This is a genomic window from Nocardia beijingensis NBRC 16342, from assembly GCF_001612785.1.
Classification (GTDB): Bacteria; Actinomycetota; Actinomycetes; order Mycobacteriales; family Mycobacteriaceae; genus Nocardia; species Nocardia beijingensis.
This window is the reverse complement of record NZ_BDBC01000019.1, coordinates 110,459-135,402: the sequence shown is the minus strand read 5'-3', so window position 1 is coordinate 135,402 and position 24,944 is coordinate 110,459. Positions and strand designations below refer to the sequence as shown.

23 protein-coding genes are annotated in these 24,944 nt (G+C 68.9%); 13 read left to right on the top strand and 10 right to left on the bottom strand.

Features of this window, described 5'->3' with window-relative positions:
* Nucleotides 1-69 precede the first annotated feature (69 nt).
* Nucleotides 70-2,466 carry a primosomal protein N' gene (locus NB3_RS36170; RefSeq protein WP_169810686.1) on the top strand — a complete coding sequence of 799 codons (2,397 nt, stop codon included), beginning with the start codon at nt 70-72 and terminating at the stop codon, nt 2,464-2,466.
* A 198-nt stretch (nt 2,467-2,664) separates the two neighbouring features.
* Here the strand turns inward: NB3_RS36170 and NB3_RS13800 are convergent, their stop codons facing one another.
* Entirely contained in the window at nt 2,665-3,507 is an 843-nt protein-coding gene (locus NB3_RS13800; protein ID WP_067802081.1) for an NAD(P)H-binding protein, read from the bottom strand.
* Nucleotides 3,508-3,582: 75 nt separating this feature from the next.
* Between NB3_RS13800 and NB3_RS13795 the strand changes: the two genes are divergently transcribed.
* The 5 genes from NB3_RS13795 (at nt 3,583) to NB3_RS13775 (ending at nt 8,003) form a co-directional block, all read left to right on the top strand.
* Nucleotides 3,583-4,161, top strand: a complete 579-nt coding sequence (locus NB3_RS13795; protein WP_067802079.1) for a TetR/AcrR family transcriptional regulator — start codon at nt 3,583-3,585, stop codon at nt 4,159-4,161.
* A 102-nt stretch (nt 4,162-4,263) separates the two neighbouring features.
* Nucleotides 4,264-4,917, top strand: coding sequence for a PadR family transcriptional regulator (locus NB3_RS13790; protein ID WP_067802075.1), 654 nt, complete (start codon nt 4,264-4,266; stop codon nt 4,915-4,917).
* 117 nt (nt 4,918-5,034) lie between these two features.
* Nucleotides 5,035-5,985, top strand: a complete 951-nt coding sequence (locus tag NB3_RS13785; RefSeq protein WP_244891900.1) for an esterase/lipase family protein — start codon at nt 5,035-5,037, stop codon at nt 5,983-5,985.
* Between the two features lie 216 nt (nt 5,986-6,201).
* The gene (locus NB3_RS13780) at nt 6,202-6,783 is read left to right on the top strand and encodes a TetR/AcrR family transcriptional regulator (RefSeq protein WP_067802073.1); all 582 of its coding nucleotides are present in this window, start codon (nt 6,202-6,204) and stop codon (nt 6,781-6,783) included.
* Nucleotides 6,780-8,003 carry an NADH:flavin oxidoreductase gene (locus NB3_RS13775; RefSeq protein WP_067802069.1) on the top strand — a complete coding sequence of 408 codons (1,224 nt, stop codon included), beginning with the start codon at nt 6,780-6,782 and terminating at the stop codon, nt 8,001-8,003. Before NB3_RS13780 ends, NB3_RS13775 begins: the two co-directional genes overlap by 4 nt.
* A gap of 158 nt (nt 8,004-8,161) precedes the next feature.
* On the opposite strand, the gene NB3_RS13770 is transcribed toward NB3_RS13775, so the two are convergent.
* Entirely contained in the window at nt 8,162-8,446 is a 285-nt protein-coding gene (locus tag NB3_RS13770) for a hypothetical protein (protein ID WP_067802066.1), read from the bottom strand.
* A 668-nt stretch (nt 8,447-9,114) separates the two neighbouring features.
* Between NB3_RS13770 and mbp1 the strand changes: the two genes are divergently transcribed.
* Entirely contained in the window at nt 9,115-9,360 is a 246-nt protein-coding gene (gene mbp1, locus NB3_RS13765) for a microaggregate-binding protein 1 (RefSeq protein WP_067802064.1), read from the top strand.
* 84 nt (nt 9,361-9,444) lie between these two features.
* On the opposite strand, the gene NB3_RS13760 is transcribed toward mbp1, so the two are convergent.
* Complete coding sequence (locus NB3_RS13760) at nt 9,445-9,672, bottom strand: hypothetical protein (RefSeq protein WP_067802060.1); 228 nt, start codon at nt 9,670-9,672, stop codon at nt 9,445-9,447.
* Nucleotides 9,673-9,883: 211 nt separating this feature from the next.
* Complete coding sequence (locus NB3_RS13755; protein WP_067802057.1) at nt 9,884-11,098, bottom strand: acyl-CoA dehydrogenase family protein; 1,215 nt, start codon at nt 11,096-11,098, stop codon at nt 9,884-9,886.
* A 159-nt stretch (nt 11,099-11,257) separates the two neighbouring features.
* On the opposite strand from NB3_RS13755, the gene NB3_RS13750 reads away from it, so the two are divergent.
* Entirely contained in the window at nt 11,258-12,118 is an 861-nt protein-coding gene (locus tag NB3_RS13750; RefSeq protein ID WP_067802055.1) for a TetR-type transcription factor C-terminal domain-containing protein, read from the top strand.
* A 184-nt stretch (nt 12,119-12,302) separates the two neighbouring features.
* Complete coding sequence (locus NB3_RS13745; protein ID WP_067802053.1) at nt 12,303-13,244, top strand: alpha/beta fold hydrolase; 942 nt, start codon at nt 12,303-12,305, stop codon at nt 13,242-13,244.
* Between the two features lie 12 nt (nt 13,245-13,256).
* Here the strand turns inward: NB3_RS13745 and NB3_RS13740 are convergent, their stop codons facing one another.
* Nucleotides 13,257-14,789: an acyl-CoA synthetase gene (locus tag NB3_RS13740; RefSeq protein ID WP_067802049.1), complete on the bottom strand. Its 1,533-nt coding sequence runs from the start codon at nt 14,787-14,789 to the stop codon at nt 13,257-13,259.
* Between the two features lie 956 nt (nt 14,790-15,745).
* Here NB3_RS13740 and NB3_RS13735 point away from each other — a divergent pair.
* A complete protein-coding gene (locus tag NB3_RS13735) occupies nt 15,746-16,537 on the top strand; it encodes a DUF1206 domain-containing protein (protein WP_244891893.1) in 792 nt (263 codons plus the stop codon).
* Between the two features lie 361 nt (nt 16,538-16,898).
* Here the strand turns inward: NB3_RS13735 and NB3_RS13725 are convergent, their stop codons facing one another.
* From NB3_RS13725 to NB3_RS13715, 3 genes are all read right to left on the bottom strand, one after another.
* Nucleotides 16,899-18,641, bottom strand: a complete 1,743-nt coding sequence (locus tag NB3_RS13725) for a GMC family oxidoreductase (RefSeq protein ID WP_067802045.1) — start codon at nt 18,639-18,641, stop codon at nt 16,899-16,901.
* Between the two features lie 47 nt (nt 18,642-18,688).
* A complete protein-coding gene (locus tag NB3_RS13720; protein WP_067802041.1) occupies nt 18,689-20,146 on the bottom strand; it encodes a flavin-containing monooxygenase in 1,458 nt (485 codons plus the stop codon).
* Between the two features lie 88 nt (nt 20,147-20,234).
* Nucleotides 20,235-20,591, bottom strand: coding sequence for a hypothetical protein (locus NB3_RS13715; RefSeq protein WP_067802040.1), 357 nt, complete (start codon nt 20,589-20,591; stop codon nt 20,235-20,237).
* A 212-nt stretch (nt 20,592-20,803) separates the two neighbouring features.
* On the opposite strand from NB3_RS13715, the gene NB3_RS13710 reads away from it, so the two are divergent.
* The gene (locus NB3_RS13710; protein WP_067802037.1) at nt 20,804-21,277 is read left to right on the top strand and encodes an RICIN domain-containing protein; all 474 of its coding nucleotides are present in this window, start codon (nt 20,804-20,806) and stop codon (nt 21,275-21,277) included.
* 112 nt (nt 21,278-21,389) lie between these two features.
* Here the strand turns inward: NB3_RS13710 and NB3_RS13705 are convergent, their stop codons facing one another.
* Together NB3_RS13705 and NB3_RS13700 are read right to left on the bottom strand one after the other, a co-directional pair.
* The gene (locus NB3_RS13705) at nt 21,390-22,250 is read right to left on the bottom strand and encodes a TIGR03619 family F420-dependent LLM class oxidoreductase (protein WP_067802034.1); all 861 of its coding nucleotides are present in this window, start codon (nt 22,248-22,250) and stop codon (nt 21,390-21,392) included.
* A gap of 224 nt (nt 22,251-22,474) precedes the next feature.
* On the bottom strand, nt 22,475-23,296 hold the full coding sequence (locus NB3_RS13700) for an LLM class F420-dependent oxidoreductase (protein ID WP_067802032.1): 822 nt from the start codon (nt 23,294-23,296) through the stop codon (nt 22,475-22,477).
* A gap of 62 nt (nt 23,297-23,358) precedes the next feature.
* Between NB3_RS13700 and NB3_RS13695 the strand changes: the two genes are divergently transcribed.
* Both NB3_RS13695 and NB3_RS13690 read left to right on the top strand, forming a co-directional pair.
* The gene (locus tag NB3_RS13695; RefSeq protein WP_067802030.1) at nt 23,359-23,757 is read left to right on the top strand and encodes a MerR family transcriptional regulator; all 399 of its coding nucleotides are present in this window, start codon (nt 23,359-23,361) and stop codon (nt 23,755-23,757) included.
* Nucleotides 23,758-23,849: 92 nt separating this feature from the next.
* The gene (locus NB3_RS13690; protein ID WP_084486210.1) at nt 23,850-24,929 is read left to right on the top strand and encodes an alpha/beta fold hydrolase; all 1,080 of its coding nucleotides are present in this window, start codon (nt 23,850-23,852) and stop codon (nt 24,927-24,929) included.
* The last annotated feature ends 15 nt before the right edge of the window (nt 24,930-24,944 follow it).

The window sequence follows — 24,944 nt, the reverse complement described above, 5'->3', positions numbered from 1 at the left end:
AACGAACCCGCGGCGGGCGCTCCCGCCTCCGAGGCGGACCGTCCGGCCGCGGGTCCCGCGGGCGTCGAGTTGCCGATCGCCCGGGTGCTTCCGCTGCTCTCGCCCGCGCATCTCGACCGCGACTTCGACTACGTCGTGCCCCCCGAGCTGGACGAACTCGCCCAGCCGGGGGTCAGGGTGCGGGTGCGATTCGCCGGACGGCTGGTGGACGGCTACCTGCTGGCGCGATTGCCGCACAGCGACCACGGCGGCAAGCTGGTCGCGCTGGAACGCGTCGTCTCCGGTGAACGCGTGCTGACGCCGGAAATCCTGGACCTGGCGGGGAAGGTCGCGGCCCGCTACGCGGGGACGCGCGCCGACGTCCTGCGGCTGGCTGTTCCACCGCGCCACGCCCGCACGGAAACCGGCGGCAAGAAGAAGTCCGCCGCGGCACGCCCAGAATCCGTCGACTCCACGGTTGTGCCTTCCCCGGTGGGCGCGGAGAAATCCGCTGCTGAAGACGAAAAGACTTGTATCTCAACCTCTTTCGTGCAGTCCGTCGACGCGGACTCCGCGCTCGCCGCGACGCGTCGCTCGCCACGACCCGCGAATCCGTCTGTGCCGCAAGCCGAGTTGGCAGGCGGCGGTCAGGGAGCCACGCGAGCGTGCGCCGAAACCGGCTGGGTGCCCGAGACGGACGATCGGAGCCCGGCGAGCCAGGACGCCACGCGAGAAGTTCGCTCGTCTCCGGCGGGAACTGCTGAATCCGAGGGCGATCCGCCACCGCGACCACGCTCCGAAGGCGAAGTACATCGTGCGACGACCGGCAGCGACGGCGCGAAGTCGGCCCCCGAGGTCCCGCCGATCGAGGACGTAGAACTCGCTGCCTGGGCGCGTTACGTGCACGGCTCGGCTTTCGTCGGCGCCCTCGCGCAAGGAAAAGGGGCACGCGCGGCCTGGCAGGCACTGCCCGGTGAGGACTGGCCCCGGCGGCTGGCGGAACTCGCCGCCGTGGTGGCACGGCAGGGCCGCAGCGCCATCCTCATGGTTCCCGACCAACGCGATCTCGACCGGGTACTGACGGAATGCGTTCGGCTGGTGGGTGACTCGGCGGTCGGGCTGTCCGCTGGTCTCGGTCCCGCCGCGCGGTACCGGCGGTGGCTCGCGGTGCTGCGCGGTTCGGCGCGGGTGGTGGTCGGCACCCGCAGCGCGGTGTTCGCACCGGCGGCGGACCTCGGGCTGATCGCGTTGTGGGACGACGGTGACAGCACCTACGCCGAACCCCGCGCACCGTATCCGCACGCGCGAGAGGTGGCGATGTTGCGGGCGCACGACACCGGCGCGGCGTTCGTCGCGGCGGGTTTCGCGCGGACCGCGGAGATCCAGGCGGTGGTCGACTCCGGCTGGGCGCATGACCTGATCGCCGATCGCGCCGTGCTCCGCAAGGCCGCTCCGCGGATCAGCGCCCCCGGCGACAGTGACATCGCCCTGGAACGCGACCCGGTGGCGAAGGCCGTCCGGATTCCCGGCGTCGCCTTCGCGGCTGCCCGCGCGGCGTTGAAGGAGGGCGCACCCGTGTTGGTGCAGGTGCCCCGCCGCGGGTACATCCCCGCGCTGGCCTGCCGGAAATGCCGCACTCCGGCCCGGTGCAGGCACTGCAACGGGCCGCTCGCGCTGCCGGAAACCGGCCGGGCGACAGCGGATCCCGGCGCGGCCGCGCAGAGTCCCGCGTGCCGCTGGTGCGGGATCACCGAGGCCGCGTTCCGTTGTGCCACCTGCGGTTCGCGCGCCCTGCGCGCCGTGGTGATCGGGGCGGCGCGCACGGCGGAGGAGCTCGGCCGCGCCTTTCCCGGCGTGCCGATCCGCGGGTCCGGCGGCGGCGCCGTGCTCGACACCGTCGAGTCGGGCCCGCAGGTCGTGGTCGCGACGGTCGGCGCCGAACCCGTGGTCCCCGGCGGGTACGGCGTCGCGCTGTTGCTCGACGGTTGGGCGCTGCTCGGCCGTGCCGACCTGCGAGCCGCCGAGGACGCGCTGCGCCGCTGGATGGCCGCCGCGGCGCTGGTCCGCGCGCACGGCCAGGTCATCGTCGTGGCCGAGCCGTCCATCCCGACCGTGCAGGCGCTGGTCCGGTGGGATCCGGTGGGCGCGGCGCGTGCGGAGGTCGCGGCGCGGGCCGAGGTCGGCTTCCCGCCCGCCGTCCGTCTCGCCGCGATCGACGGCACCGCCGACACCATCGCCGAACTGCTCTCGGCGGCGGATCTGCCCGGCACGGTCGACCGCCTCGGACCGGTGCCGCTGCCGGACGGCGCCCGCAAACCGTTCTCCTCCGGCGACGCGCCCGCCGAAGTGGAACGCCTGCTGTTGCGGGTCGACCGTCGATCCGGGGCCGCGCTCGCGCGTGCCCTGCGCGCGGCTCAGGCGGTTCGCAGCACGCACCGCTCCGACGCACCGCTCCGGGTACAGATCGATCCGGTCGACATCGGCTGACGACCACCGGACCCGCGAGCCATCGCGGCGACCCCCGATCGCCGCGCACGCCCGGGTAGCGAGGTCTTTGCCGCACGGGTGCGGACCACCCGCTCTCGCGCGACCCGTCGTGGGGCACGATCGTCATCGTTTCGGGGCCATGTTGCGCGGACGTCGGGAGTGGGCCTCATCCGTGCGGGCGCGGCGAGCTGCCGAGCCTCAGGCGAAGGCCGCTCGGTTGCGGGCGGCCCAGTCGGCGTATGTCGTGGCCGGGCGCCCGAGCACCCGCGGCACGTCGGGGCTGATCCGCTGCTCGGCGGGCGTCGGCTCGCCGAGGATGGTCAGCGTGTGCTCGGCCACCGGCTCGGGCATGAACTCGAGCATCGCCGAACGAGCTTGCGTACGAGTCAATTCCACGAAGCGCAGCGGCTCGCCGATCGCCGTGCCGATCGCCTCGGCCTGCGCCCGCGGCGTGGCGAGTTCGGGCCCGGTCAGGGTGTAGACCTGTCCGTCGTGCCGGGCGTCACGCAACGCCGCCGCCGCGACCGCGGCGATGTCGGCCGGATCGATCAAGGGGAGACCGACGTCGCCGAACGGCGCGGCGACCATACGTTGCGTGCGTACCGCGTCCGCCCACGCATAGGTGTTGGAGAAGAATCCGGACGGCCGAAGGAGGGTCCAGGCCAGCCCGGATGCCCTGATCGCTTCTTCGTAGGCGACGAGCCGGGCGTAGCCCGCCGCGCCCGGACGGGTCGCAGCGCCCTGCGAGGACACGAAGACGACGCGCCGCACGCCTCCCGCCGCGGCGACTTTCAGCACCTGTTCGGGTTCCGGACCCGCCACCAACTGCGCACCGGTGATCAGAAGGAAGAGGGTGTCGGATCCCGTGACGGCGGGGGAGAGGCTCTCGGGTTCGCCCAGATCGGCGCGGACCGACCGGACGCCGGCGGGCAGCGAGAGGTCCGCGTGCCGGGCGACGGCTGTCACCTCCTCGCCGGCCTCGGCCAGCAAGCGCACGAGCGGCGCGCCGATATTTCCGGTTGCTCCGGTGACAACGATCATCGTTTACTCCTTAGTTAGTTCACTGACTAAATAGGACCGTAGCCGATCGTCGAGGTGCTGTCTACAGTTAGTTGTGTGACTGACTCACAGGCGAAAGCCGGATCGGGGAAGCGGGAGCGGCTGGTCGATGCCGCGGCCCGGGTGTTCTACCAGCAGGGCGTGGAGAAGACGACGATCGCCGACATCGCGCGCGCCGCGGACGTTCCGGTCGGCAACGTCTACTACTACTTCAAGACGAAAGACCAGCTCATCGAGGCGGCGATCGGCTCGCACGCCCGCATCCTCGACGCCGTGATCGCCGCGAGCGATCGGCACGAGACGCCCGCGGAGCGATTGAAGGCCTTGATCGCGGGGTGGGTCGCCGAGCGTGAGCAGACCGTGCGGTATGGCTGCCCGTTCGGCACTTTGTCCTCGGAATTGGACAAACGGGCAGACGGGTTGGACACCGCGGCAGCCGAGGTGATGCGCGTGCTCGTGGACTGGGCCGAACGGCAGTTCGCCGCGATGGGGCGTGCGGACGCGAGGGAACTCGCCATCGCCTACGTCGCGGCATATCAAGGAATCGCGCTGCTCACCAATACTTTTCGCGATCCCGGACTGATGGTTACCGAGGGGGCGCGGCTGTCGCGCTGGATTGATTCGCTGGCGAGCTGACCGCGGACGGGGCCCGGAAATCGACACCGGGCCTTGCGCTCGATGCATTGCCGATATATCGTCGATAGCATGATTCGAACACGAGAGCCTTGGGAGGCTGACATGGAACACCGAGAACATCGAGAATTCGGCAGGCGCGGCCGGGGTCCACTGCCCGGCCCGGAGGGCTTCGAACACGGGCGGCGCTTCCGTCGCGGCGGGCGCCACGGCTTCGGACCCGAGTTCGGGCCGGGATTCGGGCCCGGCTTCGGGCCTGGCTTCGGCCCGCATTTCGGCCGCGGACGCGGTCGTGGCGGTCGTGGCAGGCGTGGTGACGTGCGCGCCGCCGTGTTGTTGCTGCTCACCGAGCAGCCCATGCACGGCTACGAACTCATCCAGCAGATCCGCGAGCGCAGCAACGACATCTGGCGGCCGAGCCCGGGATCGATCTACCCCGCGCTGGCGCAACTGGAGGACGAAGGTCTGGTCCTCATCGAGAAGGTCGCCGGGCGCAAGACCGCGAAGCTCACCGAGTCCGGCGCCGAGTACGTTGCCGCGCACCGCGACGAGCTGGGCGATCCGTGGGCGGACGTGCAGCAGGACGTCGGCGCGCAGGCGATGGACCTGCGCGCGCTCGTCGGCCAGCTGATGGGGGCGGTGGCCCAGGTCGCGGCGGCCGGCACCCCGCAGCAGGCGGCGCGGGCGGCGGAGCTGCTCACCGAAACCCGCAAGTCCCTCTACCGGATCCTCGCCGAGGACGAGACCCCCGAGAAGTAGGGGAGGCGAAACGCCCCGATACGGCGCGCATTTCGACTCGATCAGAGGGATCATTGTGAGATGCGACAGTGGAGCAGAGTTGGAACTTGGGGCGTTTCACACTTGCGTGCCGCCGTGCTGGCCTTCGCGCTGGCCGGTGCGGCCGCGCTCGGTCCGGGCGTGGCGGCGGGCGAGCCGCTCGGCTTCCGCCCGCCCGAGGTGCCCACCGACGCCGCTCCGCCGCAAGCGGATCACCTGGCCGCCGCCTGGTATCAGAAGAGCCATCCGGACGCGGTTCCTAGCGGCACCAACGATTTCGGCTGCGTGCCGAGCGCCCGGCATCCCCGTCCGGTGGTGCTCGCGCACGGGACCGACTCCTCGGCGTATTCCGACTGGTCGGGGATCGCGCCGCAGCTGACGGCGGCCGGTTTCTGCGTGTTCGCATTGAACTACGGCGGCAAGCCGGGCGCGCACAGCTACGGTACCGAGGATCTGGTGCTCAGCGCCTACCAGGTCGGCGCGTTCGTCGATCAGGTGCTGGCGGCGACCCATGCGGGCAAGGTCGATCTGGTCGGATTCTCGCAGGGCGCCAACGTGACTCGCTACTACGTCAACAAGCTGGGCGGCGCGTCCAAGGTCGAACAATGGATCGGCCTGGCGTCGCCCACCTACGGCGGTGTGATGTACGGGCTGGTGCCGGTCGCCGAGGCGATCCCCGGCGCTCTGCAGGCATTCGCCGAGGTCACCTCGCTCGCCGCCGTGCAGCAGGCCGAGGGGTCGCCGATCATGCTCGATCTCAACGCGGGCGGCGACACAGTGCCCGGCGTTCGGTATGTGACCGTCGGCAGTCGCGTCGACGAGATGATCCAGCCGTTCGAGAACATCGCGCTGCGCGGGCCTGGCGCGCGGAACATCGCCCTGCAAGACCTGTGCCCGGCCGATCTCACGGGGCACTTCCACATGGTCTATGACCCGTTCGTGCAGCAGTTGCTGCTCACGCAGCTGGATCCGGGCAGCCCGGCGCCGGTGTGCCGGCCGGTTCCGCTCGGCACCGGTATCCCCGAGGTGATCATCGCGGGCCATTCCTGAACGTCGCTGAACCGGTTCACCGGGTCACGTGGTCCGGCCGGTCGGTGCCGGCGGGCGCGATCGGCTGAGGCCGACACCGCACGACCCCCTGTCGTCCGTTGGCTTCGTCGCCGATCTCGGGTGCCGAGCCCATTTCGGGCCACTGTTGCTGAGCCCTGCGCACCGCGTTTTCAATCACTGATTGAATCAACGATGGAAACGTGCTTCACTGAGCGCATGCCGAAGCCGGTCTCCGAAGCCGCAGCCGCCACCCGCGATCGTCTGCTGACCGCCGCCGAGCGTCTGCTGCTCGAAGGCCGGTACGACGAGGTGTCCGTGCGGGGCATCTGCGCGCAGGCCGGAGCGAATCCGGCGGCGGTGCACTACCACTTCGGGTCGAAGGACGCCCTGGTCGCCGCGCTGCTCGAGGAGCGGCTCGGCCCGGTGTGGGAGGACCGTTTGGCCGCTGTCACCGGCGGGCACGGATCCATCGCCGAGGTGGTGGACGCCGTGATCGAGCCGTTCGTCGAGTTGGCCGCCGATCCGGTGGGCCGGTTGCACCTGAGACTGCTGGCGCAGTTCGTCCTCGGCAGGCAGGTGACCGAGTGGCGGCAGCCGTGGTTCCGCCTCGATGCGTGGGTGCGCCTGTTGCCGGGGGTGAGCGAGCGCGAGAGCATGCGCCGGTGGATGTTGGCGTTCGACCTGCTCATCATGCGATTCGGCAGTGCGGAGCACCGAGAGATGTCGCAGGAGGCGGTGGCCACCCTCCGGGAATTCGTGGTGGCCGGATTGACCGCGCCGACAGGAGAGAAACGATGAACGACGTATTCACACCGGCCCGGCTCGGGCCGATCACCTTGCGCAACAGGGTGATCAAGGCCGCGACATTCGAGGGCCGCACGCCGGACGCCCTGGTGACCGACGACTTGATCGAGTTCCATCGCGAGGTCGCCGCCGGTGGGGTCGGGATGACGACCGTGGCGTATTGCGCGGTCGCTCCTGGGGGCAGGACCGATCGGCATCAGATCTGGTTGCGCCCGGAAGCGGTGCCGGGGCTGCGCAGGCTCACCGACGCCGTCCACGGCGAGGGGGCGGCGGCGAGCGCGCAGATCGGCCACGCCGGTCCGGTGGCCAACGCGGCGTCCAACCGGGCTCCCGCCCTGGCGCCGAGCCGGATGCTCAGTCCGCTGTCGATGCGCATGATGCGGAGCCCGGACGAGGACGGGATCCGTGCGCTCGTGGCCGCGCATGCCGATGCGGCGAAGCTGGCCGAGGAGGCCGGTTTCGACGCGGTTGAGATCCATTTCGGGCACAACTACCTGGTGAGTTCGTTCCTGAGCCCGAAGCTGAACCGCCGCGCGGACCGGTATGGCGGCAGCTTGGCCAACCGCGCGCGGTTGGCCCGTGAGATCGCCGCAGCGGTTCGGCAAGCCGTGGGCGGCAGGCTCGCGGTGACCGCGAAGCTGAACATGGAGGACGGAGTGCGGGGCGGGCTCACCGTGCCCGAGTCGCTGCAGGTCGCCGCCTGGCTGGAAGCCGACGGCACTCTGGACGCGCTGGAACTGACGGCGGGCAGCTCACTGCTCAACCCGATGCTGCTGTTCCACGGTGACGCTCCGCGCAAATCCTTCGCCGGCGTTCTCCCGGTGCCGGCCCGGTGGGGCTTCCGTATGGTCGGCAAGGCCTTCCTGAAGGAGTATCCGTACCGGGAGGCGTATCTGCTCGAGCGTGCGCGGCACTTCCGGCGGGAATTGTCGATGCCGCTGATTCTGCTGGGCGGCATCACGAACCTGGACACCATGCGGCTGGCGAGGGCGGAAGGCTTCGAGTTCGTCGCCATGGGCCGTGCGCTGCTGCGGGAACCGAATCTGTTGCGCCGCATCCAGTCGGACGCCTCGACGCGGTCGGCATGCGTGCACTGCAACGAGTGCATGCCCACGATCTACACCTGCACCCGCTGCGTGTTCCGCCCCGGTCAGCCGCGCGAACCCGTCGAGCTGACCCTGTCGGGCATCCGTGGCGCCGGCACGCAGCAATAAGCGGTCACTGATCGACCGGCGCCGTGTCGGCGAGGGGCGGTCGAACGCGGGCCGTTGACCGGATGGCATCGCCGTGCCAGCAGGCGACGAAGGAGCGTGTACGTGACCGAATGGTAAGTGGTCAGCAGGGGCGGAACGCCACTTCCTTGCGGCGATGATCAGTCGTGGAATGCGTAGAGGATCGCGCCGTCGCGGGAGAGGACGGCGCGGATCGCCTCGTAGTCGGCGGGTGTCAAGGAGGCACGGCGCTGCTTCCAGAAGGACAAACTCGCCGCCAATCCGGGATCGGCGGTGCCGTGACGGCGGCAGTACTCGGCGAGCGCCACCCGCAAGCGCGGCGACGTCGCGGGGTGCGCGGCGAGGTCGATCAGGCTGGTCAGCGTCGCGCAGGCGGCCACATAGTCGCGGGCCGCGGCGGTCGGGCTCTTCGTGTGCTGGTTCATCGTCCTCTGGTGTCGTGACCGTCGGGGCTCGGGATAGTGCGGTTGTTGCCGAAAGCGCTTGCAGTGCAGGCGATTCGCGTGAGCGTCAGTCGGCCGCGCGCCCACGTTGGCACGCGCGCGGGCACCCGTGCCAGCCGGGAACCGCTGGATCGAGCGTGCGATCGGATCTTTCTATCGGCGATCCGCGTTGAGCGCGGGAACCTCGCCGTTCCGACGCCTCGGAGTGTGTCGTCATGGCGCCGAACAGCCGATCGCCGGGTACGGCAGATCTCGCGGCCGGCTTCGATGATGCGCTCGCCGGACTCCTCGGCGACCACGGTCGGCGCGATCGCGCCGGGGACGCGGTAGGTGCGGCGGGGGATCAGCCGTCGCAACCCCAGTCGCACCCGTCTGGGCCCGTAGCACCGGTTCGAGGGTGCTGCCCTCGGTCACCGCGGGGGGTTGGTCACCGTCGAGACTCCGCGAAGCGCCGGACGCCGTCGAGCTCGTCGACCCGGTACCGGTCGTGCACGGAGCGGACCGCCGCGTCGGCGAGCACCCAGCTGCGCTGACCCGGCCTACCTGCGGGAGGGCGCGACGCGCGAACCGAACTTCGTCGCTCCGGATTCGAGGCCGGTCATACGGGTATGCGCCAGATGTCAGCTTGTTCCGATATCCGGGAGGTTGTTGTGGCTGAACATGGAAGCGGTGCTCGTGAGGGCGTCGAGGGCGTCGTCGAAGACGTCAAGGGCAAGGTGAAGGAAGCCGCCGGTACCGTCACCGGGCACGAAGACCTGAAGGACGAAGGTCGCGCGCAGCAGGACAAGGCGGATTCCCAGCGCGAGGCGGCGGGCAAGGAAGCCGCGGCCGAGAAGGCGCGGGCCGAAGCGGACGTCGACGAGGCCCGTCAGTCGGCGCATCAGCACGGGCGGTAACCACGCCGGTTCGCCCCACCGCAGGCATCCGCCGCCGTCAGCAGAGCTGGCGGCGGCGGTCCGCGTGATCCGGCGGGGAGGCGTCTAGGCGTATGGCTCGACGATGCGCACGTCCTCGAGCCTGGTGAGGCGCTGCGCGGTTTCCGGCGATGACGTGATGACCACTCGGTTGGCGCCGCCGTCCTCGACGACTTCCGCGCCGGACGCCCGGAGCCAGTCGAAGAACTTCGCACGGATCGCGGTCAGAGCGATGTCGTCGCCGGGATCGCCGGGATTCAGGAGGACGAGGTATCGGCGGTCGTGCGCTGGCATACGGCTGTCCTTTCGATCATCCCGGGGATTCGATCGGATCGGGGTTCGCCACTCTCACCCGCTGAACTGCGCCTTCAGGGCGGAGTCGGGAATACGCATGTTACGCGCAGCCGTCTTGCCGCGATCGTACGCGCGCCGATCGGGCAGGCGCGCCGGGCGCGCTGCTCGTCGACGACGAGCGGCCCGTCCTGCGGAAGATCGGCGCGGCGGATCAGCGCGAAGACTCGTCGGCCGCCGCCCGGCGGGCGGCGCTCACCGCACGCTTGGCGATGGCCCAGCGGTGCACTTCCGAAGGCCCGTCGTAGATGCGGAACGGCCGCACTTCGCGGGACAGCCGCGCCAGCGGCAGGTCGTCGGAGACGCCGAGGCCGCCGCACAACTGCATGCTGCGGTCGACGATGCGGAAGATCGCCTCGGCGGCGAAGGTCTTCGCGATCGACGTGGCGTTGCCAGCGTGCTCGCCGTTGTCCAGTTCCCAGCAGGCCCGTACCAGCAGCGCGCGGGTGGCGGCGATGTCGATCTCGTTGTCGGCGATCATCTTCTGCGCCATGCCCAGATCGCCGAGCCGGGAACCGAAGCCTTCCCGCTGGGCGACACGCTCGACGGCGATGTCGTGGCCTCTGCGCGCCGCTCCCAGCCAGCGCATCACGTGCGTCATGCGGGCCGGGCCCAGCCGCACCTGGGCGTATTCGAAGCCGCGGTCGACGGCGCCGAGCACCGCTTCGTCGGGGACGAGCATGTCCTCGAAGAAGACCTCGCAGTGGCCGCCGATCATGGCGCGGTCCAGCGTGGTGATATGCCTGCCGACGCGCAGACCCGGGGTGTCGGCAGGCGTCAGGAACATCGTCGCCCCGCCGCGCTGTCCCGGTTCGCCGGAGGTGCGGGCCATCACGATGAAGAAACCGGCCCCATCGGCGCCGGTGATGAAGTGCTTGTGGCCGTTGATCCGCCAGCCGCCGTCGGCGCGAACGGCCCGGGTGGCCAGCGCCGCCGGGTCCGAACCCGCGCCGGGCGCGGGCTCGGTCATCGCGAACGCCGAGCGCACCTCGCCGCGGGCGAGCGGTTCCAGGTAGCGCTGCTTCTGCTCCGGGTCGGCGATGTGAGCGAGCATGTGCACGTTGCCCTCGTCCGGCGCGGCGATATTGAGCGCCGTCGGGCCGAACAGCGAGTAGCCCGCTTCCTCGAACACCGGCGCGCGATCCGACATCGACAGCCCGTGCCCGCCGTACTCGACGGGCGCGTGCGGCGCGAAGACCCCGGCCTCGCGCGCCAGCTTGTTCAGCGTGACGCGCAGTCCGTCGCCGCCTGCCGCGGTGATGTCGCCGTGGTGTTCGTCCTCGATCGGCAGCACCGTCTCCCGCACGAACTCACGGGTGCGGTCGGTCAGCGCCCGCACTTCGTCGGAACAGGTCAGATCGATCGGCATCGCGCATTCCTCCTCGCCATCAGAGCCCCGGTCTTCGACCGAACGATCGCTCCGTTCGAACACTGTCCCACCGGCTGGCCCGCGGTGTCAAAGTGCGCTGGTGGCGTAGAGATCGAGACATTGGCGGTCGAATTCTGCTGTTCAGCTATTCTGAACATTATGCGAAACAAGGTCACGGCGCCGCACGAGGCGATCCGCCGCGCGCGCCGCGCCGCGGGCCTGTCGCTGCGCGAAGTGGCCCGCAGGCTGGAGGTGAGCCCGGCGACGCTCAGCGCCGTGGAGACGGGTAAGACCGGGATCTCGATCGCGCGGCTCACACGCTTGGCGGAGGTGCTCGGTGTGCCGGTCGCGCACCTGCTCGGGGATGCTCCGTTCGCGCCGCGGCCCAGCTACGGCCGGGTCGATCCCGCGCCGGGTGCGCGGGGGACCTGGCGCGAATTCGCCCCGCTGGACGTCGACCCGGTGCTGGCCGCCGCCCTCGCGTCATTCGTCGAGATCGGCTACCACGGCACGACAGTGCGCGCCATCGCCCGGCGGGCCGGCACCAGCGTTCCCGGCCTCTACCACCACTATCGCGACAAGCACGACCTGCTGGTGCGCATCCTCGATCTGACCATGGACGAACTGCACTGGCGGGTGCGCGCCGCCCGTGCCGAAGGCCTCGACAGCGTTCACCAGGTGCGCCTGATCGTCGAAGCGCTGGCCCTGTTCCACACGCACCGCCGCGACCTCGGATTCATCGGCGCCAGCGAGATGCGCAGCCTTTCCCCGGGCGAACGCGCGCGCATCGCCCGCTCCCGCCGCGACATCCAAGCCATCCTGGACGACGCGATCGCCGCGGCCGCCGCCGAGGGCCGCATCGCCGTTCCCCAGGTCCGGGCGGCGGGGCGGGCGATTGCCACCATGTGCACCGCGATCCCGCAGTGGTTCCGCGAGTCCGGCCCGGCGACGCCGGAGGAAGTGGCCGCGCAGTACGGCGATTTCGCCTTGGGCGTGCTCGGGATCGATCCGGTGCGGTAGCAGCGCGTTCGTGGCTCGGCCTGCGGTCATCGCCCGCGGGAGGAGCGCGCCGCGGTGGCCACCTCCACCTTGGTGGCGATCGGCATACCCCTTGGGGATCGGAGCTCAGCACTCGGGGGCCTGCTGGCGGCGGCGCGGACGGCGGAAAGTAGGACGAGTCAACGCCAGTGAACCGGAGCATCCCATGTCGATTCTCAACTCGATCCCCGCGACGGCGGAACGGCGTGCCACGGTCTGGACCGAAGACGGGGTGGCGCTCGCGGTTCGCGAATACGGCCCGCGAGACGCGGACCTCACCGTCGTCCTGTTGCACGGGCATTGCCTGCGCAGCGAGTCCTGGACCTACGTCCGCGACGAACTGCTGCGCCGGTACGCGGGCGCAAGGATCGTCTGCTACGACCATCGCGGCCACGGCGAGTCCGCCGCGGCGTCCCGGCGGACCTACCATCTCGACCAGCTCGGCCGGGACCTGCGCGCGGTGCTGGACGCCGTTGCCCCCACCGGGCCGGTCGTCCTCGCGGGTCACTCCATGGGCGGCATGACCGTGCTGACCTATGCGGCGCAGAATCCGCACGAGATCGGCACCCGCGTCGTCGGCGTGGCGCTGTTGGCGACCGCCGCGGGCGGACTCGCCGACGCCGGCTTCGGCCGTCTGCTGCGCAACCCGGTGGTGTCCGCGTTCCAGGCGGCCGTCCGCCGGGCTCCTGGGGCGATGCACCACGCGAAGCTGCTGGTGTGCCGCCTGTTCGCCCCCCTCATCCGCACCGCCGAATTCGGTGATCGCAAGGTGAGTCCGCGGGTGCTCGCTCTCGCCAACGCGATGCGCAACGAGACGCCGATCGTCACGATGGCGAGCTACTTGAGCGAGTTCATGGTCTACGACCGGACCGACGCGCTCGCGCTGCTGTCCAGGATCCCGACATTGGTGCTGTGCGGCGCCGCGGACCTGATGACACCGCCGTCGCATTCGGTCGCGATGGCCGCCGCCGTCGAGTACTCCGACTTCGTGATCGTCGAGAGCGCCGGTCACTCCGTGATCCTGGAACGGCCCGGCCTGGTGGCGGAGGCTGTCGCGCGCCTGATGACGCGCGTAGGCGCGGACGCAGACGTGGCCTACGCCGCGTAGCGCGGGGAAATCTCACACATACCGCTGGCGGAGTTTGCCCTTCACCAGCTTCCCGGTGGGTGTGCGGGGCAGATCGTCGGCGAAGTCGAAACTGCGCGGCACCTTGTAGTGGGCGATGCGGTCGCGCAGATAATCGCGCAGCTCCGCGGCCAGCTCCGGGCCGGGCTCGGCGCCGGGAGCGGGCTGGACGACGGCCTTGACCGATTCGCCCATCTCCTCGTCGGGCACGCCGATCACCGCCACGTCGAACACCTTGGGATGCAGCGCGAGGGCGTCCTCGACCTCCTGCGGGTAGATGTTCACCCCGCCGGAGATGATCATGAAGGCTTTGCGGTCGGTGAGGAAGAGGTAGCCGTCCTCGTCGACGTAGCCGATGTCCCCGGTGGTGGTCCAGTTGGGGTGGTCCGGGTGGACCGCGTCGGCCGTTTTCGCCGGGTCGTTGTGATAGGCGAACGGGGCCGCTTCGCGTTCGAAGTAGATGGTGCCGATCTCTCCGATGGGAAGTTCCGCGCCGTCGTCGCCGCACACCCGGATGGTGCCGAGACCAGCCGTGCCGACCGAGCCGGGCTTGCGCAACCATTGCTCGCTGTCGATGAAAGTGGCGCCGTTGGCCTCCGTCGAGGCGTAGTACTCGTACAGGATCGGGCCCCACCAGTCGATCATCGCCCGCTTCACGTCCACGGGGCACGGGGCGGCCGCGTGCACGGCGACCCGCAGGCTGGACACGTCGTAGCGGGCGCGGACGGCCTCGTCGAGTTTCAGCATCCGGACGAACATGGTCGGCACCCATTGGCTGTGGGTCACGCGGTAGCGCTCGATCGCGGCCAACGCTTGTTCGGCGTCGAATTTCTTCATGATCACGAGCGTTCCGCCGAGTGCGTGGACCACGCCACCGAAGCGCAGCGGCGCGGCGTGATAGAGCGGAGCGGGGGAGAGGTAGACGGTCTCGGTGTCGAACCCGTAGAGCGGGCCGAAGATCGCGGTGTAGGTGTCACCGGGCGCATCGCCGACCTGACGGTCCGGCAGTGGCTGTTTGATGCCCTTCGGCCGTCCGGTGGTGCCGGAGGAATAGAGCATGTCCGCGCCGCGCGGCTGATCCGGCAAGGGCTGGGGCGACGCCGCCGCCGTGGCCTCCTCGTAGGACTTGTACCCCGGGACGTGACCGCCGAAGGCGAGGCGGATCTCGACCGCGGGCGTCTCCGGGACGATCTGCTCGGCGGCGTCGGCGAGACCTGCCGATACGATCAGCGCCCTGGCTCCGCAGTCGTTGACGATGTAGCTGATCTCGCTCGGCGACAGATGCCGGTTGACCGCGGTGATGTAAAGCCCGGTTCGCAATGCCGCCCAGTAGACCTCGTAGATCTTCGGGTCGTTCCCGGACAGCAGCGCGACGTGATCGCCTCTGCGCAGCCCCGCGTCGTGCAGGTGCCTGGCCAGTCGAACCGAGTTCTCCTCGAGCTCCCGATAGGTCAGCGCTTCGCCGCTCTCGGCGACGATGACAGCCGGTTTGTCTGGGATTCGGTCGACGTGCGCGCCGGGGTACATGCGGCTCCTCGGTGGAACGGAGCGGTCGGCACCCGACCGCAGGGCCTGCGCGGGCCGCACGGATCCACGGCGTCCCGCAGAGCGGTTGCTCTGTCACCGACGATAGCTGAAAGTAAACGGCGATTCTGGTTCATTCGCGAACATCGTGACCGGCGATCCGATCGGCGGCATCCGGCCGGACGGACGGCGATCGTCGCGCGGGTGACGCGGGATGGCCGTGGGTGAGCTGGCACGAACTGTTCTCGCACCGGCCGAACGGTTCCTTTCCGTCCGCAGGATCGAGCCGGCGCCGATCTCCAGCGTGTACGTCTGGCTCGACCGTCCGCTACACATGATGTGGCTGGCCGGGAACCTCCGGGACACCACCATCGAGTGGGTGATGACACCACCGGCATGCACGACGGTGATCGTCGGCTATTCGCTCGCGGTCGGCGCGTCCTGGGAACGTCGTGCATCGGTGCAACGACGAGTTCGTCCGCAGGGCGATCGAATAGCTGTACCAGCACTATTCGGAGGCGCGTGCGGCGGAAGTTGTGCGCGCCAGAGTGTTTCACCAGCCGCAGGCCAGGTTCTCCGCCCACCCCGGATTCGAGTCCCGGCGGCTGAGCCGCAGACGCCCATCGGCGGGCCCTCCCTCGCAGGCGACTGGACCCGCATCGAGCTGCCGTCCACGATGGAATCCGCGGCGGAGAGCGCCCGGCGAGCCGTCGGCGCCGTCCAGGACTATTTGTCTCTCCAGCGGTGAGTTCGTGGTTATTCCAGCCGAAGTGGGCAATACGGTCCATGGAGAGGTGAGAACCATGAGCTTGATAGGAAGTGCTGACAGATATCGGTGGCGCCGCAACGGCGGAGTGCGGCGCAGTCGGTGGCGGACCGGTTACGGAAGCCGAAGCGGTTGGCGCAGTAGGTATGGCGGCCGGTGGCGACGGCGCGAGCGCCGGGGCGGCGGCGGGCATGTGCGATCCGGTGGTTTGTCGGGGGCCGCGCGATTCGGCTTCATCGCACGCGGGATCGCGTACATCGTCATCGGCATTCTCGCGTTCATGCTGGCCGTCGGCGCCGCAGAACACGAGCCGACCGCGGGTGGAGCGCTCGCCACGCTCGCGGGCAAGCCATTGGGATATCTTCTGCTGTGGATTCTGGCCCTCGGGTTCGCCGCCCTTGCCGCTTGGCGGCTGACGCAGGCCGCCGCCGCGTCCGCGGCGCGTTCGAACGGACCGCGGTTGCGCGCACTGGCACTCGGAATCCTCTACGCCATCGCATCTTTCGTCGTTCTCCGGTTCGTCGTCGACGGCCGGACGCCGCCGCCGAGCGACGCTCTCGCGCGCGACGTGACGGCCCGGATTCTCGGCTGGGACGGCGGTCAGGTGGTCGTCTTGCTCCTCGGCCTGGCTGTTGTGGCAGCGGGTGTCCTGATCACCCTGCGTGGGATTCGTCTCGCCTTCGTCGACGATCTGCGCATGGGTTGGATGACGCATGCTTCGCGGGAGAGCGTGATCTGGCTGGGCCGGATCGGTTATCTGGCGCGCGGGGCGATCGTCGTCGGCATCGGAATCGCCGCGGTGGTGGCCGCCGCGAACTACGAGCCCGCGAACGCCAAAGGGGTCGATGCCGTGCTGCACGATTTCGCCGGCAGCGTGCTGGGGCCGTGGCTGCTCATCGCGGTATCCCTCGGCCTGACGGCGTTCGGGATCCTGTCGTTCCTCCAAGCACGATACCGGCGCACCTATGGCGGCGTCCCGGTCTGACTCCTGCGACCTTCTTTGCGTCGCGATCATCCGCGCGAAGTAGGACATCACAACGTGCGCCGAGGAGCCGGGTGAGCAGCCACCCGTCTCCCGGCGGCGCGGGTAGTCCGCGCACGGTCGGTCGACCGGCCCGGAATTCTCCGCATACGGATCGTGATCTCCCGCATGCGATTCAGCGCTTGCCGCAGGTGCCCGCATCCCCTTGGCGCCCAGATGGGCCGCCCATTCCTGCTCGACGCTTTCGGCGACCGAGTTCGCGAACTCCGCCACCTGCCTGCCGCGGTCGGTCAGGCACACCAAGCGGGCGCGGCGATCGGCCGGATCGGGGACCCGATCGACGTAACCGGCGCGTTCGACCTGGTCAGCCGCGTGTGTCCGCGGTCGGTTCCGCTCGATCGGCCGGGCCTTTGATCTCGACGATCGGCAACCGGAGCGCGGCAGGGGCGTCGGCCGGGACCACCGGCTTGCGCGGCGGCACCGGGGTGATGCGCCGGTAGGGCGCGCCGAGTTCCGGACGCGGATCCGGCTCACCCTTGTTCGGCCAGAGCGCGGTGGCCCGCTCGGCCTGCGCGGTGATCGTGAGCGAAGGGTTCACCCCGAGATTGGCCGAGATGGTCGATCCATCGATGACGTGCAATCCCGGGTAGCCGTGCATCCGATGGTAGGGATCGACGACCCCGGCGTCCGGGGAATCGCCGATGACGCAGCCGCCGATGAAGTGCCCGGTCATGGGGATGTCGAACAGGGCGCTCCAGCCTGCGCCCGGGATGCCGTCGATCTTCTCGGCCACCCGGTGGGCCACCTCGTGCCCGGCCGGGAGCCAGGTCGGATTCGGTTCGCCCACACCCTGTCTGGTGGTCATCTTGCGACCGAACAGACCGCGTTTGGTGTAGGTGGTGATGGAGTTGTCGACCGACTGCATCACCAGCAGCCCGATCATCTGCTCCGACCAGCCGCGCGGATTCTGCAGGTGGAAGGCGTCGCGTCCGAGCTTGCGCATGGTTCGCGCCCACAGCCGCAGCTTCGATGTGCGCCCGTCGGGATCGATCATAGCGGTGCCGATCAAACCGATGGCGTTGCTGCCCTTGCCGTAGCGCACGGGCTCGATATGGGTGTCGTCATCCGGGTGGATCGAGGAGGTGATCGCCACCCCTTTGGTGAAGTCGGAGTCCTTGCGGCGGCTTCGTATCGAGAGCAGTTCCTCGGAGTTGGTGCGCGAGAGTTCACCCAGACGCGGGGATATGTCCGGCAGGGACCCGCGGTCGCGCAGCCGGTGCAACAGTCTCTGGGTGCCGAGGGCTGCCGCGGCGAAGACGACCTGCTCAGCGGTGAACTTCTTGCGGGCCTTGCGGACCCAGCGTCCGGTGCGGACGGTGGAGATCTCGTAGCCCCCGCCGGGCAGCGGGCGCACATCGGTCACCGTGGTGAGCGGATGAACCGTCGCTCCGGCCCGCTCCGCCAGGTAGAGGTAGTTCTTGACCAAGGTGTTCTTGGCGTTGTGGCGACAGCCGGTCATGCATTCGCCGCAGTGCGTGCAGGTGTTGCGGGCGGGGCCGACGCCGCCGAAGAACGGGTCGGGCACATCCTGACCCGGCCGCGCGCTGTTGCCGCCGAACAGCACACCGACGGGAGTGCTGCGGTAGCTGGCTCCGACGCCCATCTCTTCCGCCACCTCGGCCAGCACGCGATCCGACGGCGTGGTCGCAGGGTTGGCCGTCACACCGAGCATCCGCTTGGCCTGGTCGTAGTGCGGGGCGAGTTCGTCCTTCCAGTCGGTGATGTGGGCCCACTGGCGGTCCCGGTAGAACTTGTCCGGCGGTTCGTAAAGCGTGTTCGCGTAGACCAGCGAGCCGCCGCCGACGCCGGCGCCCGCCATGATGAAGGTGTCCTTCAGCAGCGTCAGCCGCTGGATGCCGAAGCAACCCAGGGCCGGGGCCCACAGGTACTTACGCGCGTCCCACGAGGTCTTCGCGAACTCGTCGTCGGCGAAACGCCGTCCCGCCTCGAGCACGCCGACCCGGTAACCCTTCTCGGTGAGCCGCAGCGCGGTCACACTGCCGCCGAAGCCGGAACCGACGACCACCACGTCGTAGTCGAACGTCATCTGATCTCCACCACTTGTCGAAGTTGTTGCCGCAGGGGAGGCGAGCGTCAACAGACGCGCCTCGAGTCGTAGTCCGCGAAGTCCACCTTGCGCGTCTGCCACCGGTAACTGGTGACGGTGCCGGGCCAGTTGTTGGTGATCCGCCCGGCCGCGTTGCGGTACCAGCTCGAGCAGAAGTTCCACGGTGTGCGGTCGAGGCGCTGTTGCAGCCTGCGATCGAAGCCTGCCTCGACATCGGGTCGCACTTCCAGCACGTGGCCGGGCTGCTCCGCGATGCGCTGGACGGCCTGCCGGATGTAGCGGGCCTGCGATTCGATCATGTAGACGATCGAACCGACGCCGAGGTTGGTGTTCGGACCGTAGACGAGGAACAGGTTCGGGTAGCCGGGCACCGTGATGCCCTGGTACGCGCGGGCGCCCTGCGACCACTCGTCGGCCAGCTTGCGCCCGCCTCGCCCGGAGATCCGCATCGGCCAGAGGAATTCGGTGCCTTTGAAGCCCGTGCCGTAGACGATCGCGTCCACCTCGTGCAGCACGCCGTCGGCGGTGCGCACGCCATCGGGGGTGATCTCGGTGATCGCGGTGGTCTCCACCGTCACGTTGGGCCGGGTGAGCGCGGGCAGGTAGTCGTTGGAGAACAGCGCCCGCTTGCAGCCGGCCGGGTAGTCCGGGGTGAGCTCGGCCCGCAATCGCGGGTCGGGCACCTGCCGCTTCAGATGTCGCAGGCCGATCCGCGTCACCAGTTTGCGGATGACCGGCACGTCGACGATGCCCAGCGCGAGGAACTCGCAGAACAGCCAGAACGCGAAGCGCTCGGTGAGGCGGGTGACCGGCAGCAGCCGGAAGGCGCGATGATGCCAGGCTTTGTACTCGACGTCCGGTTTCGGCATGATCCACGCGGCCGAACGCTGGAACAGCGTCAGATGCGCCACCGAAGGCGCGATCGCGGGCACGAACTGCACCGCGCTCGCTCCGGTGCCGATGACCGCCACCCGCTTGCCGGTCAGGTCGGTGTCGTGATCCCACTCGGCGGAGTGGAAGGCCGTGCCTCGGAAACTCTCCACACCCGGGATGTTCGGCAGCGCGGGGCGCGACAGCTGCCCGACCGCGGAGATCAGCACATCGCAGGTCAGCTCGCCGCCGTCGGCGGTGCGCACAGTCCACCGTCCGGTGGCGTCGTCGAACTCCGCCTCGGTGACCTCGGTGCGGAAGCGGATCTTCGGCAGCAGGTCGTGATCGCGCGCGATGCCACGCAGGTAGGCGAGGATGTCGGGCTGCCGGGAGAACCGCTTGGGCCAGTCGGTGCGCGGCGCGTAGGAGTAGGAGTACAGCGGCGAGGGGATGTCGCAGCCCGCGCCGGGGTAGGTGTTCTCCCGCCAGACGCCGCCGACGTCCTCGGCCCGCTCCAGGATCGTGACGTCGTGCAGTCCCGCGCGCTGGAGTTCCATCGCCATGCCCAGCCCCCCGAAACCGGTGCCGATGATGACGATCGAAGGTGTGCTCATGGCGACAACGCTATGACCTGGACAAAGACCGATGCCAAACACCTGAGGTCAGAAAATCCATACTTTCGGCCAAATCGCCGTCCGCGACCTACCCGAAAGAACTCACGTTGTTCACCTGGTTGGCTTGCGTGTACCCGCTCCACACGTACTCGCAGCTGAAACCGCCGGAATCATCCCAGGTGATCGGCGTCGACTCGGTGCCGACATTCGTGATCCACAGGATGTAGATCTCGTGCCCGGCCTCGTACTCCGAGCTGGTCTGGCCGGGGGCGAGGATGAACAGCGATTTGGGCTTGTCCCATTCCTGCCGGTAGACCGAGACGTAGACGTCCGTGTCGTTGTACAGCTTGTACCAGCCGGGCGAGCTCTTCTGGGGGGCCGGTTGCTCGGTCAGCGAGGACAAAGGCACGATCTTTCGCTTGGCACCCATGCCGGTATCGGTCATCGGTCGTCTCCTTCAGGTCGTGCGCTCGGCAGGAATCGCTGGCGTGAACCTCTTTCGCGGTGCAGCATATGAATTCGCGACCGGGGCTTCCCTCACCTCTTTCGGATGAATTACTTCCGCACCGAGCACCGCGGACGGCAATCGGGATACAGCTGAGGGAATCCGCTCCGTTGCGGCTCCGGTTCTGCTGTACTTGCTGTCTGCGATTCGCCTTGGACGACGACTACGAGATCAGCGCAGCGTCACGGGCGGTGTCGAGCCCGGTAGCGGTGCGCTCACACAGTGAGGACGAGACCATGGCCGAAAAGACTGCCACCACATACCAGATCATCAACTACGAGACCGGTCAGGCATTGGCGGTCGACGGTGATGCGGACAGCGTGACCATGCGTCAGCGTGCCGCGGACGACAACGCCCAGCTGTGGACGTGCCCGGCCAATCCCGAAGAGGGCGATTTCGATATCGTCAACACGAAAACCGGCGGCCACCTCGCGGCGATCCGCGCGAATGGGCACCTGGTGTGCAGCGACGAGCATTACGGCTGGGACATGCCGGATTTCCCCGAAATAACACCGATCGCGACCAGTGACGACGAATTCGTTATCGGGGTGGTCTTGAACAATCGACCTCAGCTGTTGATCAACCGGGAAAGCGATCGGGAGAAATGGATCTTCCGTAAGGTGTGAGCCTTCCCGATCCGGGCACTGCGACTCGGCGGGCGACTCGAATCGCCTGGGCGGGACCGTCGGGCCGAGGTCGTCTCGATCCCGGGCGGCCGCGACGGTCGCCACATGCCCACTACGTCGTCGCGAGACCGAATCGCTCGGCGAATGCCGACATCTTGTCGTGCTGCTCCCCGGCGCTTGCCGCGGTGGGGTTGACCACGATCCGGGTCACACCGTGCTCTTCGAGTTGCCGGACCTCCTCGACCGACAGATCGGCCGAGCCCCAGCGCGTGTACTCCAAGGCGGCCGGGTCGCGGCCCGCTTCGGCGGCCGCCTTGCGTGCCGATTCCATCTGCAGATCGCGCTCGGCCTCCGCCAGCATTCCGCCCGCGAAGTAGCCGTTGCCGCGCAGTCCGGCGCGGCGCGCGGCGGCGTGGCTCGATCCGCCCACATGGATCGGAAGCTCGGTCTCGCCCAGCGGTTTCGGGTAACTGCAGAGATCGTCGAAGTCGTAGAACTCGCCGTGATAGCCGACGCCGTCGGGGCCGCCCGACCACAGCAGTCGCAGCACGTCGATCGCCTCGTCGGCGCGACGACCGCGGGTGCGGAAGTCCACCCCCACCGCCCGCGCCTCGCCCGGCAGGGCGCCGATTCCGACGGTGAGCAGCCGCATCCGCCCCTTGGACAGGACATCGATGGTGGCCAGTCGTTTGGCGAGCACCACGGGGTGGCGGTACGGCAGCAACAGGACCCCGGTACCCAGCAACAGCCGTCGCGTGGACGCGGCGACGAAACTCAGACAGTCGAGCGGGTCGAAGTAGGGCAGTGTCGCGGGCAGTTCTCCGGCGCCGTAGGACGCGCCCGGGTACAGCGCGATATGGTCCTGCACGTACAGGGCCTCGAACCCACACTCCTCGGCATGCTGGGCGAACCTGATGAGCCGATCGGGATCGGTCCCGTTGAACGACGTGCTGTAGCTGATCGCGAATTTCACGGATATTCCTTCGTATGCGCGTCTCTGCGGACCCAGCGGGGGAGCAGCTCGGATGCCGAGCGGAGCCGGTGTGTGATTCGGTGTCGCCGTACCCGCGACCTTCTCGGCACACCGGCATCGCAAACGGTAAACCTTGTCGCCGACGTCAAGGCAAATCCGAAACGTGGGCCCGCGGGCCGTGGTGTTCGCGGTCGGTCGCGAACGATCCCCGGCGCTATCCGGCTTCAGACCAGGTACTGGTCGGCGACCTTCGCCAGTTCGTCGAGCGCACGCAGTGTCTCCGGCTCCGGCTGGGTCGCCAGGCCGAAGAGCAATCGCTGCGCTCCGGCCTCGGCATAGCCGTCGATCAAGGCGGGATCCGGCGCGGCGAATGCGACCGTGACGGGGAGGTCGCGCCCGTGGAGCCGGGACAGCTGCGCCGGGATGTCGGCGGGATCGGTCACCGCCGCGGGAATCCAGCCGACACCGTGGCGGATCGCGCGTTCGGCCGCCGCCTCCGCGCCGCCGAGGAGGATCGGCGGATGCGGTTGCTGCACCGGCTTCGGCCAGGCGTACATCGGCTCGAAATCGATGAAGCGTCCATGGAATTCGGCCAGGTCATCGGTCCAGATCGCCCGGATGGCGTCGAGTTGCTCGTCCAGCAGCGCCCCGCGGGTGCGCGGGTCGGTGCCGTGATCGGCCATCTCCTCTCGATTCCAGCCCATGCCGACGCCGAAGACGACACGCCCGCCGGAGATCAGGTCGAGCGTCGCGACCTCCTTGGCGGTGTGGATGACGTCGCGCTGGATCAGCAGGGTCACGCCGGTCCCGAGGATCAGCCGTTCGGTGACGGCCGCGACGGCGGCGAGGGCGACGAACGGATCCACCGCCCGGTAGTACGGCCGCGGCAGTTCGCCTCCGCCCGGGGCGGGGGACTTCCGGCTCGCGGGAATATGCGAGTGTTCGGCCAAGAACAACGACTCGAAGCCTCGCTCTTCCAGTGCCACACCGAGTTTCGGACCGCTGATGCCCTCGTCGGTGACGAAGGTGGTGATGCCTATCTTCATGAGCCCTATGCTCGAACCCTCACATGTATGTGATGGTCAACCCGGTATGAGGTGGAACACATATGCGCATCGGAGAGCTGTCCGAGCGAACCGGCACGTCTCGTCGGCTGCTGCGTTACTACGAAGAGCAGGGCCTGATCGTCGCGCAGCGCTGTGGCAACGGCTATCGCACCTACGACGAGCGGCTGGTGGACCGCGTTCGCCAGATTCGCGGCCTGCTCGATGCCGGCCTGCCGACCCGCATCATCAAACAGATCCTGCCCTGTCTCGACCGACCCTGCTCCATCATGTTCGACGAGGCGACGCCGGAGATGCTCACCCTGCTGGAGGACGAGCTGACCCGCATGTCCCGCCGCATCGACTGCCTCACGCGCAACCGGGAGGCCATCGCGGGATACCTCGATGCCGTGCGCGCCCACGTGAGTCGCGGACCTGAGGATTCGCACACGGCCGAGGTCTGATCGAGTCCGGGCGGGCCGGAGCGTGCTGGTGGGCCCGCTCATCGCAATGGTACGTTTATACGACTATATACGTACAATTGGGAGGATCTGTCATGCCCAACTCAGCGCCAGCCCGCCGGTGGGTACGCCGCCTGCGGTGGCCCGCCGGTCTGGCCGTCGTACTCATAGTCGTTGTGGCAGTGCTCGTTTCGAGAGCGGAGCAGCATTCGGCGCCGGCTTCCTCGACCGCTCCCGCATGTGTGGCCGGTGAGGAACCCCGCAGCCGGGGCTACGACACGGCGACCAAGGATGATCCCCTCCTCGCGGAATCGTTCCGGCACTGCTTCACGACCGTCGACGGCGTGCAGATGCACTACGTCATCGGTGGGTCCGGCCCGCAGCCGCTGGTGTTGCTGCACGGTTGGCCGGAAAGCTGGTACGAATACCACGCGGTGATGCCGCGACTGCTCGCCGGCCGCACCGTGATCGCGATCGACCTCCCAGGGCTCGGCGACACCACCGGTGAACCCCCGTCGTACACGAAAACGACGTTGGCTCGGTATGTCTCGGCGCTGCTGACGAAGATCGGCGTCGGGCACGACGTACGGGTGGTCGCGCACGACTTCGGTGTCGGCGTGGCCTACGCTCTCGCCGCCGAACATCGAGAGCAGATCGCCGGACTGCTGCTGATGGACTTCCCGCTGGTCGGCAAGAACCTCGGCTTCGCGGCAGTGCAACCGCTGTCGTGGCACTTCTCCTTCAATGTGCAGAACCCGCTGGCCGAGAATCTCGTCACCGGCCGGGTCGAGACGTTCCTGGACTACTTCCTCCGCCACAGCGAAGTCTCCGAACAAGCCCGCGCGAGTTCCGCGCACGAATTGCCCGTGACGCCGCGCGCGTTGGCGGAGTACGTGCGGGTGTACTCGCGGCCGCAGGTGCTGCACGCGGGGTTCGAGCTGTATCGGACCTGGAGCGCCGACGAAGCCGAGAACAAGCGGCTGCAACAGACACCGCTCACCATTCCGGTCCGGATGCTGACCCAGGACGGGCTGAGCGATGTCATGGTCCCCGCCGTCCGGGACGCGGCTCCCGCGGTGTCCGGTGGCGAAATCGATGGCGCGGGACATTGGTTGGTGGATCAACAGCCCGACCGGGTCGTGGCCGAGATCGACACGTTCTACCCCGCCTCCTGACCGCGACTCGCGGGC